At 36.7% G+C, this 16,869-nt stretch carries 15 protein-coding genes; 2 read left to right on the forward strand and 13 right to left on the reverse strand.

Annotated elements, in window-relative coordinates:
- Nucleotides 1-96: 96 nt before the first annotated feature.
- Complete coding sequence (locus EKM78_RS05775) at nt 97-714, forward strand: NAD(P)H-binding protein (RefSeq protein ID WP_164507213.1); 618 nt, start codon at nt 97-99, stop codon at nt 712-714.
- Between the two features lie 102 nt (nt 715-816).
- On the opposite strand, the gene pnuC is transcribed toward EKM78_RS05775, so the two are convergent.
- From pnuC to mscL, 5 genes are all read right to left on the reverse strand, one after another.
- Complete coding sequence (gene pnuC / locus EKM78_RS05780; RefSeq protein WP_125770301.1) at nt 817-1,536, reverse strand: nicotinamide riboside transporter PnuC; 720 nt, start codon at nt 1,534-1,536, stop codon at nt 817-819.
- A 117-nt stretch (nt 1,537-1,653) separates the two neighbouring features.
- Nucleotides 1,654-2,613, reverse strand: coding sequence for a phosphatase PAP2 family protein (locus tag EKM78_RS05785; protein ID WP_125770303.1), 960 nt, complete (start codon nt 2,611-2,613; stop codon nt 1,654-1,656).
- Between the two features lie 703 nt (nt 2,614-3,316).
- Nucleotides 3,317-4,696 carry an argininosuccinate lyase gene (gene argH, locus EKM78_RS05790; protein ID WP_125770305.1) on the reverse strand — a complete coding sequence of 460 codons (1,380 nt, stop codon included), beginning with the start codon at nt 4,694-4,696 and terminating at the stop codon, nt 3,317-3,319.
- Complete coding sequence (locus tag EKM78_RS05795; protein ID WP_125770307.1) at nt 4,696-5,922, reverse strand: argininosuccinate synthase; 1,227 nt, start codon at nt 5,920-5,922, stop codon at nt 4,696-4,698. Before EKM78_RS05795 ends, argH begins: the two co-directional genes overlap by 1 nt.
- A 160-nt stretch (nt 5,923-6,082) precedes the next feature.
- Nucleotides 6,083-6,475, reverse strand: coding sequence for a large-conductance mechanosensitive channel protein MscL (gene mscL / locus EKM78_RS05800; protein ID WP_125770309.1), 393 nt, complete (start codon nt 6,473-6,475; stop codon nt 6,083-6,085).
- A 225-nt stretch (nt 6,476-6,700) separates the two neighbouring features.
- Between mscL and EKM78_RS05805 the strand changes: the two genes are divergently transcribed.
- Complete coding sequence (locus EKM78_RS05805) at nt 6,701-7,048, forward strand: hypothetical protein (protein ID WP_125770311.1); 348 nt, start codon at nt 6,701-6,703, stop codon at nt 7,046-7,048.
- Between the two features lie 609 nt (nt 7,049-7,657).
- Here EKM78_RS05805 and EKM78_RS12580 read toward each other — a convergent pair.
- The 8 genes from EKM78_RS12580 to EKM78_RS05840 all read right to left on the reverse strand — a co-directional run bounded on the left by EKM78_RS12580 (nt 7,658) and on the right by EKM78_RS05840 (nt 16,854).
- Nucleotides 7,658-7,795 carry a hypothetical protein gene (locus EKM78_RS12580; protein WP_164507214.1) on the reverse strand — a complete coding sequence of 46 codons (138 nt, stop codon included), beginning with the start codon at nt 7,793-7,795 and terminating at the stop codon, nt 7,658-7,660.
- 310 nt (nt 7,796-8,105) lie between these two features.
- Nucleotides 8,106-8,429, reverse strand: a complete 324-nt coding sequence (locus tag EKM78_RS05810) for a hypothetical protein (RefSeq protein WP_125770313.1) — start codon at nt 8,427-8,429, stop codon at nt 8,106-8,108.
- A gap of 13 nt (nt 8,430-8,442) precedes the next feature.
- Nucleotides 8,443-9,735 carry a Y-family DNA polymerase gene (locus EKM78_RS05815; protein WP_125770315.1) on the reverse strand — a complete coding sequence of 431 codons (1,293 nt, stop codon included), beginning with the start codon at nt 9,733-9,735 and terminating at the stop codon, nt 8,443-8,445.
- Nucleotides 9,719-10,111 carry a DNA-directed RNA polymerase subunit beta gene (locus tag EKM78_RS05820; protein WP_125770317.1) on the reverse strand — a complete coding sequence of 131 codons (393 nt, stop codon included), beginning with the start codon at nt 10,109-10,111 and terminating at the stop codon, nt 9,719-9,721. The genes EKM78_RS05815 and EKM78_RS05820 overlap by 17 nt, the downstream gene beginning before the upstream one ends.
- Nucleotides 10,112-10,285: 174 nt before the next feature.
- Nucleotides 10,286-10,486 (reverse strand): cold-shock protein, encoded by a 201-nt coding sequence (locus EKM78_RS05825; RefSeq protein ID WP_125709690.1) that lies wholly within the window; start codon nt 10,484-10,486, stop codon nt 10,286-10,288.
- Between the two features lie 283 nt (nt 10,487-10,769).
- Nucleotides 10,770-14,399 carry an LPXTG cell wall anchor domain-containing protein gene (locus EKM78_RS05830; RefSeq protein WP_125770319.1) on the reverse strand — a complete coding sequence of 1,210 codons (3,630 nt, stop codon included), beginning with the start codon at nt 14,397-14,399 and terminating at the stop codon, nt 10,770-10,772.
- Between the two features lie 208 nt (nt 14,400-14,607).
- Complete coding sequence (locus tag EKM78_RS05835) at nt 14,608-14,844, reverse strand: P8 family protein (RefSeq protein WP_125770321.1); 237 nt, start codon at nt 14,842-14,844, stop codon at nt 14,608-14,610.
- A gap of 90 nt (nt 14,845-14,934) precedes the next feature.
- Nucleotides 14,935-16,854 carry an Ig-like domain-containing protein gene (locus tag EKM78_RS05840; RefSeq protein WP_164507215.1) on the reverse strand — a complete coding sequence of 640 codons (1,920 nt, stop codon included), beginning with the start codon at nt 16,852-16,854 and terminating at the stop codon, nt 14,935-14,937.
- Nucleotides 16,855-16,869: the final 15 nt, after the last annotated feature.

The following is a 16,869-nucleotide window of genomic DNA, read 5'->3' on the forward strand; positions in this document are numbered from 1 at the left end:
ATCAATCCTGTCCAATATAAGCATTTTACATACTTCATGATGGATTTTATACTAGTTAAAACTTGCAAAACAGACTATTTGTTTAAGGAGGATCATATGAAGAAAAATGTATTACTGTTAGGTGCGACAGGCACTGCAGGATCGGCAGTCAGACAAAAACTTTTGAAGAAAACAGATTCATTTATTACTTTAGTATCACGACATGCATCCACTCTCACGCCAACACCAGATCGTGAACAAATTGAAGAATTGGATGTTCATGATGTAGTTACGTTGGCCAAAGTGATAAAAGGACAAGATATTATTTTTTCAGCATTATCTGCTGAAAATTCCGATAACGAATTAGCCGACCTTGCTACAAATATCGTTACCGTAATGGACCAACAAAATGTCCATCGTTTGATTTTTATGGTTGCCATGGGTATTTACAATGAAATTCCGCAATCTGTAGGACCACAAGATAACGTCGATAACAATCCGATGCAGATACACAATCTTAAGGCAGCACAAGTCGTTGAAAAATCAGACTTAGACTATACCTTATTACGTCCGGGATTCTTAGTCTCTGGATCTGATGAAGTGGTCATTACCCATAAAGGCGAGCTAGTTTCCGGTAATACAACTTCAACTGCTTCAGTGGGGGAAGTCGTTGGAAAACTCGTTACAAACGAAAACTTGGGAATTCACGAGAGTCTAGGATTAAACCAGCCATAATTTTTTCCTTATACCAAAATAAAAGACAATCTAGTCTAACAACAAAACTGTTAGAACTAAATTGCCTTTTTTTAATTACATACCAAGTAAATTGAGTAGTTTTTATTCAGCCATTTCAGCTACTTTTTCCTTATGTTCAGCACGTGACCAAGTGATCCATCCAACTAAGTCATTCAACATGTAAATGACGTACATGAAGCCTAGTGGACTCATCAAACCAGTTCCAGCAAGCATGGAAGCTCTGATCCAGAGGACCATTGAGACGATTCCTTGAACGAACCAGAAGATAAATTGTGTTTTGATTCTCTTAACACAAAGGATCGATGCGATCATTCCGATAGAAAATCCTAAGGCATCAACTACTGGTTGCGTATCACCGAATTGTTTCAATAAGACGTATGATACTGCCCAAATAATTAACATACCTACAATGGCATAAGCCCACTGTTTGAATCCTTGAAGTGGTTTAGAAACTTCGGCGTTTCCAGTGCCATCTTCATGCTTAGTCCAAGCAACCAAAACTGGAATATCCAAGACAAAGATATAAGCAAATTGCAATAATGCATCGGCATATACTTTGTTGATCATTGCGTTAACAATAATGATAACGGCGGAAATAATTCCGAAAATACCGTTACTTGCCTTCCGATTACTGATCATCAGAACACAAGTTACGCCCAGCATGGCGCCTAAAACTGTCAATAAATTCATAGCTGTATAATTACCAGAACTTATTAAAATAATTAATTGCATAATGATCCCTAATGCAAGTAATCCATAACTGGATTTACTCCAGCCTTTAAAATCGTTAATAACCATCATTTCTCAATACACCCTCTAAACGTTAAAAATAAAAACGACAAAGATTAGTGTATCATTGAGAAAATATAAATTCCACTATTTTTACATATATATGGTGATAAACGACCTATGAAAGCACTATATATTGTGGTCTAACAGTATTGGATCTTTTTTCCACTCGACCAAGTGCATTCCTGTAATACTCAATACAACAAAGAAAACAAACCAAACTGTCCAAAGGCCTGAAGTAGCATCAGTTAAGAAATGAGCACCGACCCGAACACGAGAAGCCCACATCAAGATACAGTAAGCTAATCCTAGCCAAAATGTGATCTTTTGTAATTTGACATTGGCCCGATCAACAAACATTGGTAAGAGCATGATCCCAGCTGCAGCCGTCGTATGTCCAGATGGGAAACTCATATGATTATTGGCCCCATTGGGTTGGAACCAGTTAGTGAAGTTTGCATGGTTACCTGCTAATTCATAAGGTCTCCATCTACCCCAATAAGTCTTCATGGCACTATTCATATCGTTAGCCACGATAGCTGCTAAAGTTGCGACAACGGCCACTTTAACTAAATAATTCATTTGTTCATCTGACTTGTGTGAAAGCCAAATTTGGGTCAAAAAGAAAATAACTAAATAAATAATGATCCAGATAGCAAAATTACCTAAAAATGATAAGTGTAGATTTCCACCATCACTATTAGCTTGTCCAACTGGTAAACCTTTTTTGATATTGTCATTTAAAGTCAATGCATAATAAACGGTAGTCTTTAAATAATTAGCCCACAGTTGCCAACCTGACAATACAAAAGCTCCAATAATCATACTGCAACGAACAAACCACGGCATAGTTTTGCTCCGCCAAGCATAATTAATAATTACCATCGAACTCAAAATAATAATAAATGGAATTGGCCACAAACCAAAATCTTGAAAAATAGTCCCGAACCAAGAATTTTGATCCATAATAGCCTGTGATATTTGCCAATCAAATCCAGTACCGATCAGCATGATAACAATTATCGTCAACGCAGCCGTATAAAAAACCTTGCTGGGAGACGACATAAACTTACTAATCTTTGCACTCATCGTACACCCCTCCTATAACAAAATTAATACGCTTTCATAATAGCATTGGTGCAGAAAATTGTATCAGATATTAAGGTTAATTTAACTATTTAAAAACAGAGAGAGCGGAGAGGCACGGTCAGCTGCTGAGGATTAACGCGGGTGGTCGCACAAGGTGCTGCGAAGCAGTGCCGCGACCACCTGTGTTAACCGGAGGCCGCTGTGCCTCGGAGCTCGTTTCAACATCCTTGTGGATAAAAATAAACACCACTATCCAATTGCTGAAAGTTTAGACAACCATAATGGATAGTTATATATACGTCTACCAGCATTGCCCGCTGACAATTGCCAAACAGTAGATCACTGCCCCATTAAGTAATTTTCAAAATAAAAATCTATCTAATTTGTGCAATGTTTTAATACAAAAAGAAGTAGATATACAATTTCATATCACCTAAATCATTTCCACTGTCAGATGCAAACAGCGTTCACACCTATAACGACCCATTTCAAACAAAAAAGCCCTCCTCAAAAGAGAAGAGCTAAACCTGGTTATCTACATGGAAAATGACTATATTTGGGAAAGATTAAGTGGTATAGCAAATCCCAGGTCAACAGTTTGCTATATATCATATTATATACTCAGATTCATTTTTTAAAATATCCAATAACAAAAAAGTGTCCAATTATCGTCAAAAATAATGGATAATTGGACACTATTTAATTATTGCAATTTTTTTTTTGCATCAGCGATTTGTTTTCTTACGGAAGCAAATCCTGTTCCTCCGAGCGAATTTCTTCTCTCAACGGCAACTTCAGGCTTCAAAACTTCATAAACGTCTTCATCGATCTTTGGTGAGATCTCTTTGAATTCATCCATTGTGATATCTTGCAGATTCTTATGTGTTTGTAATCCTTGTAAAACTAACTGACCAACGATCCCGTGGGCTTCTCTGAAAGGAATACCCTTGGTTGCTAAATAATCAGCCAATTCAGTTGCGTTGGAAAAATCATTCTCGGTGGCATGACGCATGTTTTCTTTCTTAGGTTTGAGTGTGGAAATCATTCCATTGAACACTTTCAAAGCTGGCAAGAGTGTTTTGACAGTATCGAAGGTTCCTTCTTTGTCTTCTTGCAAGTCTTTGTTGTAAGCCAATGGTAATGACTTCATCGTCGACAGCAATCCGATCAAATGACCGTAAACTCGACCACTCTTTCCTCTGATCAATTCAGCCATGTCAGGATTTTTCTTTTGTGGCATGATCGAACTACCAGTTGTGTATTTATCAGATAATTCCACATATTGGAACTCATAACTGCCCCACATACTGATCTCTTCACAAAAACGTGACAAATGCATCATCAAAATCGAAGCATTGCTCAAAAATTCCAAGGCAAAATCACGATCAGAAACAGCATCGAGTGAATTGCTGTAAATTTCGCTGAATCCGAGTTCTTTGGCAGTGAACTCCCGATCTATCGGGAAAGTCGTTCCGGCCAATGCTGCAGCTCCTAAGGGGCTAATATCAGCATGTTTATTGTTGAACTCGAATCGTTCAACGTCACGTTTGAACATTGAATAATAAGCCATCAAATAATGTCCATACGAAATAGGTTGCGCATGTTGAAGATGCGTATAACCTGGCATGATAGTTTCGACATTTTCTTCAGCCAATTGAACTAACGTCTTTTGGATAATCTTGATTTCTTCAATGATCTTTGGCAAACGATTTTTAACGTATAGATGGAAATCAGTTGCAACTTGATCATTTCGAGAACGACCAGTATGTAACTTACCTGCCACTGGTCCAATTTCATCTGTTAAAATACTTTCGATATTCATATGAATATCCTCGTTTTCAACAGTGAAATGGAGTTTTCCATCGTGGAGTTCTTGGCGAACATTTTCTAGACCGGTCGCGATTTTATCGCAGTCTTCGGCTGGCAAAATACCTGTTTTCTTTAACATCTTAACGTGTGCTAAAGAACCTTCAATATCTTCATCAGCCATGAGTTGATCAAAACTTATTGATGCACCGAACTCATCGACCCAAGCCTCAGCTTGAGCTTGAAAACGGCCACCCCATAATTTTTTGGTACTCATTATTTGCCCTCATTTACTGGATTCTTTGCATTTTTAGCATCAACTTGAGCTTGTACTTGAGTTGGAAGTCCCCAAAGTTTGATAAATCCTTTGGCAGCTTCTTGATCAAATGAGTCAGCTGATGTGTATGTAGCAAGATCTTTATCATACAATGAAACTTCTGATTTACGTCCAAGGATCCAAATATTACCCTTGAATAACTTCAATCTGATTTCACCAGCAACGTTCTTTTGACTTTCTTTCAGGAAGGCCAAAATTGAATCCATCAATGGTGAGAACCACAAACCATTGTAGATGATCTCTGTAAGTTCTTTTTCGATAACTGGCTTGAAATGGCCTAAGTCACGTTCTGTTGTTAAGTCTTCTAGTTCTTTATGAGCTGTGATCAATACCATTGCAGCTGGGCATTCGTAAATTTCACGTGACTTGATACCAACTAGTCTGTTTTCAATGTGATCGATTCTACCAACACCATGTTTACCAGCAATGTCGTTAAGTTTCTCGATCATCGTTGAGAATTTCATCTCTTCATCGTTGATAGCAACAGGAACACCTTTGTTGAACTTGATTGTCATTACTTCTGGTTCATCAGGTGTCTTTTCGATTGGGTTTGTTAGGCCGAAGGCATCTTCTGGTGCTTCTACCCATGGGTCTTCAAGAACACCGGCTTCGTTAGCACGGCCCCAAATATTTGCATCGATTGAATATGGTGAATCAAGATCAATAGGAACTGGAATATTGTGTTTCTTAGCGAAGTCGATTTCTTCTTCACGTGACCAGTGCCAATCTCTAACTGGGCTCAAAACTTCCATCTCTGGTGCTAAGGCATGAATACCAACTTCAAAACGAACTTGGTCATTACCCTTACCAGTACATCCGTGAGCAATAGCTACGGCATTATTCTTTTGAGCAACTTCTACTAATTTTTTAACTATCAGTGGTCGGGATAAAGCAGAGAGTAATGGATAGCTACCCTCATAGAGAGTGTTACCTAGTAATGAAACTAATGCATATCCATCAGCAAATTCATCTTTTGCGTCAATTGTTTCGGCAGAAACTGCACCTGCGTTGATGGCCTTCTTTTCGATAAAGTCAGGATCTTTACCTTCACCTACGTTGATACAACATGCAATAACGTCGTATCCTTTGTTCTTAAGCCATGGAATGGCTACTGATGTATCCAAACCTCCTGAATAAGCTAAAACTACTTTCTTTGTATCTGTCATTTTATTCCCTCCACTGATTAAAAAAAAATTAATTTTGTGTTAATTATAGTAACCCCTATTTTCATTTTTTACAAGACAATAACGGAAAAATCTATATTTATCACCAATATTGAATGATTCATAACCATTGGAATAGTTCTAATTTTCAGAAAATAATCACTTACTTCTCTGAATGTGAATTATCAACTGATTCGGAAATTTTCTTCAAATAGGCAATCATTTCGTCCTCTTTAGTTGGTGCTGGAGCTTCTTCTTCTTTTTTCTTCGTACTCATCAATTTGTTAACGCCTTTCACTAAGAAGAAAACAACGATAGCAATGATCAAGAAGTTGATAATCGACTCGATGAAACTACCATATTTGAAATTAGCACCAGCAACTTGGACTGACATCTTTGTTAGATCGATCTTACCTAAAACCAATCCAATCAACGGATTGATCAAATTTGATACTAGTGATGTAACGATAGCTGTAAAAGCAGCCCCCATAATTACACCAACAGCTAGATCCATAACATTACCACGGGCAATAAAATCCTTAAATTCCTTTAACATTTTATAAAACTCCAATCACATAAAAATTAGCATTCTCAAATGATCAACTGCACATTTGACCGAGAGATACTCGTCTAGATTATGCAATTTTTTTCAATGTGATTTCAACCAAAGACGCCCTTATTAAAGCTTTTTAAATAAATTAATTCTAAATTCTTAAAAATTGCCATTCTATTATTTTTTCTATTGTAAAATGTTATCAAAAGATAAATGGAGGGGAATTACATGAAATCAACAACACCTGTACAAAAATCAGGCTGGATAGTTTGGTGGATCAATACCGTTATCTACTTACTAGTAGAGATCTTAATGGTAGCTGCCCTATCACATGCCTCAGCACTCAGCAACAATCAAATGGACACAGCATTATCTGTAGGATTTTCAGTCATAATGCCAATCTTCTTACTAGCGATCCAAATCATCTCTTTCTTCATGATCAAATACATCCACAAAGATAACTCGTACATTTATCCAATCATCTTAGTAGTACTAGCATTCTTTGGACCAACATTATATTTGATCCCAGGAATTTGGGGCATCATGTACGCAAACAGTAACAAATTAAAAAAATAGAGAGCGGAGCGAGGTTGATCAGCTGCTGAGGATTAAAACACAGAGAGCGGAAGGCGACGGTCAGCTGCTGAGGATTAACGCATGTAGTCGCACAAGGTACTGCGAAGCAGTACCGCGACTACGTGTGTTAACCGGAGGCCGCTGTCGCCTGGAGCTCGTTTCAACATCCTTGAGGATAAAGATAAACACCACTATCCAATTACCGCAACATTAGCTAACAAAAATGGATACCACAATCAAAACCGCTGCATTTTAAACAAGTAGAAAAAGGAAGCACTATTTTTACTTAGTAATTAAATGGAACGGATACAGAAATCCAAACACAATTTATTTGAAATGATGAAATAACTTGTTAGCAGCCACTTGGAATCTGTTCCAACATCCTTGAGGATAATGCCATCTTACATCCACACAGCGATACTAACCGTTAACTAACAATTAACCTCGTGCCCAATGTCAGACAATCATAGTCTGCATTAAACCTTTCGAGAATGGTGAACAATTCAGTTAACTTACAACGGTTATCATCACGATCCATGAAACATAAAAGACGATCTTGAAAACAATTTAAGTTTTCAAGGTCGTCTTTTATTACATTTGTTTCTTATATTAAGCAACTTGTGTTTTTAATTTTCCGATAGCTTCTTCAATTGTTGTACCGTTGGCTTTAACGTTTTCGTTGTTTTTATCCACGACAGTAAACAATTGTGAATCTGTATCTAAATATACACGATATTTCATATTCATTGTTTACCTCCATTTATTTTTATTCTTTTGGTAACGAATACATTTTATTTTATTCGTTTGTGATTAATTTGTCAATCTACTTTTACAAATGTTTTCATTACCTATGTCATGACTATTATATCGCAATTGAATACGGTTGCATAGAATGTGACAAAAATCGTTTTTAATACTAAGTTCCACAGTATCTTGAAAACGGTTTCTTAAATTATACACATAACTTAAAATCTTTTTCAAATTTATTTTTATTATTTTGATTTTCACTTTTCCCGCAATACATAAAAACTTCAGAACAAGTCTCTGCTCTGAAGTTTTATTTACCATAATGTCCGTGGCTTTTATCTAATTGAATATCCTTTCCAGGATGAACTAAATGATCGGTATCTCGATACTCGATGCTCAATTGAGTATGTGCTTTTAGATCACGTAGTATTTCTGAATACAATTTCTCATCGTGTGTAATTTCCAAAAGATCATAGCTATAAACTAATTTCTCATTTTTCTTAAAGGTTTGTAAGAAAAAGCTATACTTATCAAATAGATGATTATCAACTATCAGTATGTGATAACGCCAATTGTATTTACGTAAAAAATGTTTATCAAAGTTTTGAATTAAGGTCTTCGATTCTTTTAGCACTGTATTTCACCTTTTAAGCTTGATGGCCACCGACTAACTTGCTGCGGTCAATGGCAGTACCAGCTGATAATTTACTGTATCCACGTACGATCGCTTTATAGCCGTACCTATCTCTGATCTGATCGATAGTATGTTCCAAACGCAAATTAGTATCGTATTGGTGCACATCTTCAAATAATGACATTTGTAAAGAGTTCGGATGACTAACGCGGTTGACCCGCACACCTAAACTTCGTAGAGCCTCACCCTGCCATTTCTTCTCGAACAAGTACTTAGTTGCTCTGATCAGATCATTAGTTTGATTAGTTGGATCGACTTTGGTCTGTGCTCCCCAGCCGTTCTTTCCCGCCACATTTGGTTGTGCAAAGCCAACTTGGATGCCAATGACTTCTCCAAGAACTTTATGCTTACGTAAACGAGTCGCAACTTGATCCGCGATTTCAAATAAAACTGTTTCAATATCTTCCTTAGTAATGTAATCCCGCATCAAAACTTGACTATTTCCATAACCTTTATTATCCGATCTAGGAACGTAACGCTTGGCTAGATCAGAATAATCGATCCCCCAACTGTGAAAATACAAAGCATCCCCTAAAACACCAAATTTCTTATTCAATTTCTTGCGATCAGCATGAGCTAGATCATAAATCGAGTGGATCCCCATTCGTTCTAATTTGGCAGCCGTTTTCGCACCGATCGACCAAAAATCAGTCAATGAAGGTATCTTCCAAATAGTCTCTGGAACTTCTTCATAAGTCCACGTGGCCCACCAAGGAGCTTGGACTTTAGCAGCATTATCTAACGCTAATTTGGCCATGAGCGGATTAGGACCAATACCAATAGTCGTAACGATCCCGGTTTCTTTAAAAACCTTATCTTGGATCTTTGCGGCGATCTCTTCGTTGCTTCCAAATAGCTTATGGCTGTGAGTAACATCGATGAAAGATTCATCGACACTGTAAACAAACCAATGAGCATCATCAGTGAACTGTCGAAAAATTTGATTGACTCGATAATTCAAACGAATATAGTCTGCCATATGCGGTGAAACTAATTGAATATCCATATTAGGCCTGATCTCAAACTTACGGGTCCCTAATTTGACCCCGTAGTCTTTCTTAGTATCAGGTGATGCTGCCAGTACTAGTCCTCCATTAGATTCAGTGCGGGATAAAACTGCTATCTTGGAAGCTAGTGGGTGCTCTGCTCTTCTGATAGCCTCAGTACTTGCATAAAAAGACTTGCAATCGATACACATGATATCTCTGATCGGCAATCGACTTGGATCATCAAAGGGTGTTATCATCTAACCACCACTTTTGAGAAGGTACTGTTGTTGCATAGCGAATATCTTCAACTTGCAGTCTTCTCGTTGTTCCTTCTTCTAACAAAACATAGATCTGACCGGCATTAAATCCGATCACCTGACCTTTGATCTCTGGGATGAAACTATTAACTTCGATCGTATTCATTTGAATACTGATCATTGCACCATCTTCCCAAGCAGAGGCCAGATTACGACTAATTTGTTGCTGATCCATCTGTGGCTTTATTTCCTTATCAGTCTCTTGGGTCCTTGATTTCTCCATAAAGGCACTATGATCAGACAATAACCAGCCCATCCATTTCAGCATGCCTCGATCGTTATACAACCACTTTTCCCGTGGGACAATTTGTTCCATCTGTATCACCAACCTTTTAGTAATCATTATACGAACACACGTTCGTATTTTCAAGTAGTGATCCATATTTATTTTTTTATGCAAAACAAAAAGGCGACGATAAACTCCAAAATGGAATCTATCGTCGCCTTTAATTAGATCGAACACTGCGTTTCGATCTCTTAAAGTAGCTAATTAGTCTTTAACGATGTTAGCTGCTTGTGGTCCACGGTCGCCGTCTTCAACGTCGAATGTAACGTGTTGACCTTCGTCCAAAGTCTTGAATCCTTCACCTTGGATAGCTGAGAAGTGAGCAAATACGTCACTACCATCTTCGCGAGTAATAAAACCAAAACCTTTATCAGGGTTAAACCATTTAACTGTTCCTTGTTCCATGAATGAGAACCTCCAGCGCTTGTGCGCAATATTTTTGCATTGTTAAGCCAAGTTCAGAAAGTAACCATTCATAAAGAAAAATTAAATCTCTAACTAACTCATAATACAATAATGTGAGTATACAGGTTTTCCCTCAAAATAGATAGTTATTTTGCACAATTAATAATATTTATTTTTTCCAAAAAGAATACAGGACAAAACATCGCTTACTTTCCTAAAATTGAAGCAATGCGACATTCTACCCTGTATTGTTGATTTGTAAATGAGTTATTGATCCATTTTTCTAGATCAACTTTCTAAATTTCTTTATACCTAGCAACATTACACCTAACATACCTAGACCTAATGCACTGAGAATAAAGGCAAATTTATTACCTGTCTGTGGTAATTTGTTACTTTGGATAGGATATAAAGTTGATTTAGCAAAAATTCCTAAACTACGTTTCTTCTGAGAATTGCCAACTTGAACACTATCTTTTTCAGAAGTGACATCATTTTGACGTCCGATTAAACTCGTAGCCACCAGCTTATTTTCATTCTGAATGTTGCCATTTGATCTAGCTTCTTCAATATTGTTTTGAGAAACATTACCAATCAAAGCAAGGTTCACTTTCTTTTCAGTATTAGAAGACATACCTTTATTATTTGAATAAACGCTAGTATTAATACCGTTTGCAGATGCTCCTGCTGATGTTTGTTCAGAAGTTTGTTCTGTTTTATTATCAGTTGAAGAACCTGTTTCCGATGCAGTTCCGGAATTTGTAGTGCTAGAAGCACTTCCACTATCGACATTTGTGGAACCACCAGTTGTTGTCCCTGTCCCAGTGTTTCCACTATCAGTTTGTCCTGTTCCTGTACCTCCACTATCAGGATTAGTTGGTGTAACTTTCTGATAAGTAAGTTGAATGATTGCTGGATCAGGTTTGACCGACACATCGACAGATGGCTCAACTGCTTGATAGCCGGAAACCGTTGGTGCGGGGATCGTAACTGTGGAACCCACGATCTGATCAGATATCGTAATTGGTTTAGAAATATTATTACCGCTTTGATCGACTGGTTGAACGATTAAATCAACGGGATCACCAGTATAAGTAAAATAAATGCCAAAGTTCTTATGTGCAGCTAAAGCACGCTCATCCATCGTATTTTGTGCACTAGGACTATTAAGAAATGCTGCATACTGATCTGGTGTGAAAGTATAACTATAATCTGTGTCTGTACCACCAAAATAGTCCCCAGTGGCGTGAACTTTAAGTCCAGTTAACGTGTAGCCGTCGATGGCGACGTCAGAAGCTGTTGGAAAATTCTTTGCTGGGCTCAATTGTGGTGCAGGTAAACTGCTGACTACTGTTGGTGAATTGAAAACTTTAATAACATCCCCTGCTTGATTGACAGCTTCAATTGTAATTGTTGGATCAGGATTTTCCGTATAATAAAAAATCTTCGTAACATCGCCAGTAGGCCAAGCGATATAAGTCATTGGCGTCGTCGAACCATTCTTAGTGGTATCCAATTGATAATAATTAGTGTTAAAGGTATTGCCTGCAGGTCCAAAAAATGGAAGTTTAGCGGGATCGGTTTGAGGATCAGACGTTTCATCGTCTGCTTCAAGTTGACCTGAGTCGGGATCGATGATCGTCATCGGTGGTCTAATACCTTGTGTTTGGTAAGTATAGCCATTGTTAGGATCATTCAAATCCCAAGTATTGGTTTCCGTAAGGATATTATTACCAGTAGTCGAATCCACGAACTTATACGTCGTTGTTATCTTAGGGATCGCATAAATAACATCAACAACCACATCTTGATTTTTAACTGGAACATTCATTTCTCCAGTCAAAGCAGATGGATTCCAAAGTTGATATTGAGAAATATTTTTAACTGACTTATTCAACAAATTGATCAATGCAGAAGACCAATTAATAAGCGCTGAAGTATTTGATTCGGCAGTTGTCACAGGAATCAAACTGCCTAATGGGTTACCAGCAGTATCTACTGCTTGAACGCTCACTGAATGTTCAGCAGTTGGATCGGTCGTAGTTGTTCCCGTATTAATAATATTAATCCCACCAATTGGTAATTGAGGGAATTTTCCAGAATACAAATAAGAACCACCATGGGCCGGATCGATATCCGTAGCTGAAATATATGGAAAATCGATCGGTGTTTGATCCGGTTGAACTGTAATATCAATTGATGAAGTTAGAGGATCATATCCATCTACTGATGGCGCAAAAATATTAGCATTTTGACCAACTTCGCCAATACCAACAGAAATGGGATCACCAATATTGTCGCCATTTGGATCAACTGGTTGAACATAAAGAGGTGTTATCTCAGTATTGTACGTCAGCTGATATTCTATATTTTGATAATCCCCTAACGTACGGACATCTTTTTGTTGTTGTGCAGTACTGCTATCTAAGAAGGCAGGATATTGATCGATTGTCATGGGATCATTGATGGTTTTATTAGGTTGACCTGATAAACTGTTAGCTTCAATGATATTGACGCCTGAAAAAGTATTATTAGCAATATTAATATCTGTTGCAGCAGGCAAATAATCCGAATAACTCATTGTTGTTGAAGGAATTTGTGAACTACTGAATGTCTTGAGCAGATCACCATACTGATTAACAGCATCGACTGTAACTGTTGGTGCTGTGGCTTCTTTGTAATAGAAAATTTTAGTGAAGTCTTGATCTGGCCACTTCGAATAATCTAATGGCGTGACGTTTCCACTTTTAGCCAAATCTAGAACATACTTATCACTGTTATAAATCATTCCAGTCGGGCCAAAATATGGAAAATCATCAGGATCACTATCAGCAGTATCTGTTTTATTTGCAACAGTCATGGTATTTCCTGATAAAATGTCCATTGCCGGGCGAATTCCGGTTGTCCCAAAATCAGATGAGCTTTTGTATGAATATGAATCAGTCTGTTGGGAGATTACTTGACCCGTATCCTCATCAACAAATTCATAGTTTGCTTCAACTTTAGGATCCATGAAGTAAATTGAAACTAACAAATTATGACCATTTGCGGTCACAGTTATCGGTGAATCAAGATAATCGGGGTTATAAGGTGTGTTCAAATAATCAGCATTGTCACCCATACTTGCTTTAAATCTTAAAAATACTAATGGTTGCCAACTACTAGTCATAATCGAGTCATTAACACCACTACTAATACTAATGACTTTACTTAATGGCTTGTTGTAATTATCAAAGGCTTGTAGATAAACCACATATAAATTTTCAGATGTGGGCGTTGAACCATAATTTGTGACTTTGATACCGGTACTAGGAACTTTAAATGCTGGACTAATCTCACCAGTGGACAGTGAATTATTATCAGATGCACCATTTGCGGTCCATTCATTTTCCGAGGCTTGATAGATATTTGTAGCGTTGGGATCGGTAGATATCTGATCCTCCCCTTGTCCTGAAGTCTCGCCTGTCGCATCTGAAGTTAGATCAGTTTCACTATTCGATTGATCTGATGGAGAAGGTACATTTGACGTTGCCGTACTATTGTCGATAGTTGTTGTGTCACTCTTTGATGTACCGTTGGTTGCACTTGTTGCAGGATCACTGTTTAAGTTAGAACTGTTTATCGAATCATTAACCGAAGACGTACCAGTTATCTCATCATTAGATTGATCAGGTAGATTAATTTGTGCCACTCCAGTTGATGCATCATTAGAAATCGACGGACTGCTAATTTTTGCAGTATTAGCTGTCACCTCAGTCTCAGTTGAAGTAGTAGATGTATCATTTGTCGCCGCTGCGTTTGCTGTACCTGAAATAGACGTAGTTAACAACAAAGAAGCACCACTGAGTACTACCGCAATTGCTAAATCTTTATAATTGATCTCGTTTAATCCAAAAATTTTATTATTTCTCATAAATAATAGACCTTCTTTTCGAAAATCATTCGCTAAGTGATCTATTTCATAATCCTATTTATCCATCTCTTATACTAAGCGGCTTCATCTGCAATTAACAATAAAGAGCATATTTAAATAATTATAATTTTTAAAAAATGAATTACAGCAAAAAAATCTCTGGAGTTTAATTTGCTCCAGAGATTTTATTATTTATATGCGTCTTAAATTACTTCTTTAAATTTTTTTCAACGTAGTCTTTGACTTCGTCTTCGCTCATGTCCAAAAATGGTTTCATGGCTTCGGCAGTCTTATCAGTACTATGGTTATTGCTTTCCATAATATGATCCCAAATTGCATCCCGAACGTCGGTCTTCGAATCGCTCCAGTCAAATGCATCTTTCATTGGTGTATTTAAAACCTCAGGTTCCTTTGCAATATCTGCATCAGATAGAATTTCTGTCATGTTAAACAGCCTCCTTAGATTTACAAGTTCATTATAAGTCTAATTTAAAAAAGTGGCGAACTTAAAGCTCATTTTTTTTAATGATATATATTATCGATTTGATACATTGCTATAATCAGTTTTACTAACCTGCTTAATTTCCCAACGGATAGGTACATGCAAATTTTTAGCTGAGTGATAGTCTTTAGGAATGACGACCTTGATTTTCTTTTTCCAAACTATCGATTTTAATGATTGACCAGGTTGAGTTTGATAAATTTGAAGCCACTTGGTAGAAAGCAATTGAGGTGCGCCATGATCAGGACAATAATAAAAACTTGGTTGAGTAGTTGGGTCGTTATCATTGTCTAAATGAATAAAAACCTGTACCACAGACTTTTCACGTCTATCATCAATAACTTTTAGCGCCTCATCGTTTGGATCATCAATTTGACCAAACGATGATGTTTTAGTTTCTGAAGCATGATTAACAATAAAATTGATATTACTGCCCACTGAGACAACAGAATCTTGTACAAAGTCCATTGATAAAGGATCTCCAATAACTTCTGATTCAAGGTTAATATTGTTAGGGACATTGTTTAAAATACTAAATTTTGGTTCCGTTTGGAACACAGATTTCTTAAATTTGCTAATAGTAAATTGGACTTTTATATGAAAAGATTTTTTCTTCGAAAAATCCAAATTATCAATACTAACATTATTTCTCTGAGTATCAAAATTACTATCAACTGGCCTATCATCAATCCAAACTTTTAAATTCTTACAATTTGCAGGAACATTAAACTCTAATCGACCATTTTTCAAAAATGAATTTTCATTTTTATCCGTAATAGTTCCTTGCATAAAAATGGTGTCATTTGGAGCTACACTATGTAAATGATCTTTAAATTTAACATTAGGATATATTTTACTTAACGTTTCATTTAGTGATGAAAAGATTAGTTGAATTCTTGGCTTATTGCTGGGGATAATATTTATTTTAGCTTTGTTTGTACGAATATTGATGAATTGTTGTTTTCCATCTTCGCCCTTTTGAACCAGTACAAATTCTGCATAATATCTGAATTTCCCATAGCTATCATCGATTCCATCAATAGTTAATGACTTTTGAGTAGCTCCTACCAATTTCTCATCACGAGAGTATCGTTTGTTAGTATTTATTCTATGCCACTGAATATTTTTAGCTTTGTCAACTATATCTCCTTGTATTGTAAAAGTTACATTCCCATTTTTTTCAACGGTCTGATCTTCTAATCCTTGGCCAACAGTAATTTTTTGTGTTTCGAAGATTTTTTCATCTGAATTATTATTATCAACTACTGTTGCTTTAACTTCAACAATTCCATTTTTTCCATGATTATTCGCAGTAATATTACCTGAATCGGGATCGATGGTTGCAAGATTTTGATTATTCAAAGACCATCTCACTTTTCCATCTGCATTTGCTGGTAAAACAGTTGCTCTAGCAAATATTGAGCTGGGGACTTTGTTAAAACTATTCAAATAATGATTATCAATATTTATTAGAACTTGATTCGCATTTATATGTACCGGATTTACATGTACAGTCATAATCTTAGAAAAATATTGACGAGTTTGACGAATATATTTGTAATGGGATACTGCCTGAAAATAATAATCACCAGCCGAAGTCAAGATATCGCCGTATGTTTCCATTTTGTTTGTAGCAAGATGAACGGGTGGGTGATCTTTAAAAATTTGATACCACTCAATATAATCAATATTTGCGTGATAAAGAAAATTACGGCATTCGGTTCTAATATTTAACGTATATTTTTCACCCGCAGTAATTCTTTGTTCCTTCGAACAATAATAGATACCATTTTTCCAATATAATATACCTGGTTTTCCATCCTTACTAGGCTTTCCCATTAGTTGATATCCAGAATCGTCGGAATATGTTGCACCTACCTCTTTTGCATCAAAAAGGAATAAGCAATTTGCAATTATCAATACGAACAACATAAAAACAACCCGAACTTTCATAGCTACTCTCCCCAA

This window comes from Companilactobacillus furfuricola (genome assembly GCF_003946325.1).
Lineage (GTDB): Bacteria > Bacillota > Bacilli > Lactobacillales > Lactobacillaceae > Companilactobacillus > Companilactobacillus furfuricola.

Excerpts from the sequence above, each read along its gene's own strand:
- EKM78_RS05775 (WP_164507213.1), top strand. The coding sequence starts at position 97 with ATGAAGAAAAATGTATTACTGTTAGGTGCGACAGGCACTGCAGGATCG.
- pnuC (WP_125770301.1), bottom strand. The coding sequence starts at position 1,536 with ATGATGGTTATTAACGATTTTAAAGGCTGGAGTAAATCCAGTTATGGA.
- EKM78_RS05785 (WP_125770303.1), bottom strand. The coding sequence starts at position 2,613 with ATGAGTGCAAAGATTAGTAAGTTTATGTCGTCTCCCAGCAAGGTTTTT.
- argH (WP_125770305.1), bottom strand. The coding sequence starts at position 4,696 with ATGAGTACCAAAAAATTATGGGGTGGCCGTTTTCAAGCTCAAGCTGAG.
- EKM78_RS05795 (WP_125770307.1), bottom strand. The coding sequence starts at position 5,922 with ATGACAGATACAAAGAAAGTAGTTTTAGCTTATTCAGGAGGTTTGGAT.
- mscL (WP_125770309.1), bottom strand. The coding sequence starts at position 6,475 with ATGTTAAAGGAATTTAAGGATTTTATTGCCCGTGGTAATGTTATGGAT.
- EKM78_RS05805 (WP_125770311.1), top strand. The coding sequence starts at position 6,701 with ATGAAATCAACAACACCTGTACAAAAATCAGGCTGGATAGTTTGGTGG.
- EKM78_RS12580 (WP_164507214.1), bottom strand. The coding sequence starts at position 7,795 with ATGAATATGAAATATCGTGTATATTTAGATACAGATTCACAATTGTTT.
- EKM78_RS05815 (WP_125770315.1), bottom strand. The coding sequence starts at position 9,735 with ATGATAACACCCTTTGATGATCCAAGTCGATTGCCGATCAGAGATATC.
- EKM78_RS05820 (WP_125770317.1), bottom strand. The coding sequence starts at position 10,111 with ATGGAACAAATTGTCCCACGGGAAAAGTGGTTGTATAACGATCGAGGC.
- EKM78_RS05825 (WP_125709690.1), bottom strand. The coding sequence starts at position 10,486 with ATGGAACAAGGAACAGTTAAATGGTTTAACCCTGATAAAGGTTTTGGT.
- EKM78_RS05830 (WP_125770319.1), bottom strand. The coding sequence starts at position 14,399 with ATGAGAAATAATAAAATTTTTGGATTAAACGAGATCAATTATAAAGAT.
- EKM78_RS05835 (WP_125770321.1), bottom strand. The coding sequence starts at position 14,844 with ATGACAGAAATTCTATCTGATGCAGATATTGCAAAGGAACCTGAGGTT.
- EKM78_RS05840 (WP_164507215.1), bottom strand. The coding sequence starts at position 16,854 with ATGAAAGTTCGGGTTGTTTTTATGTTGTTCGTATTGATAATTGCAAAT.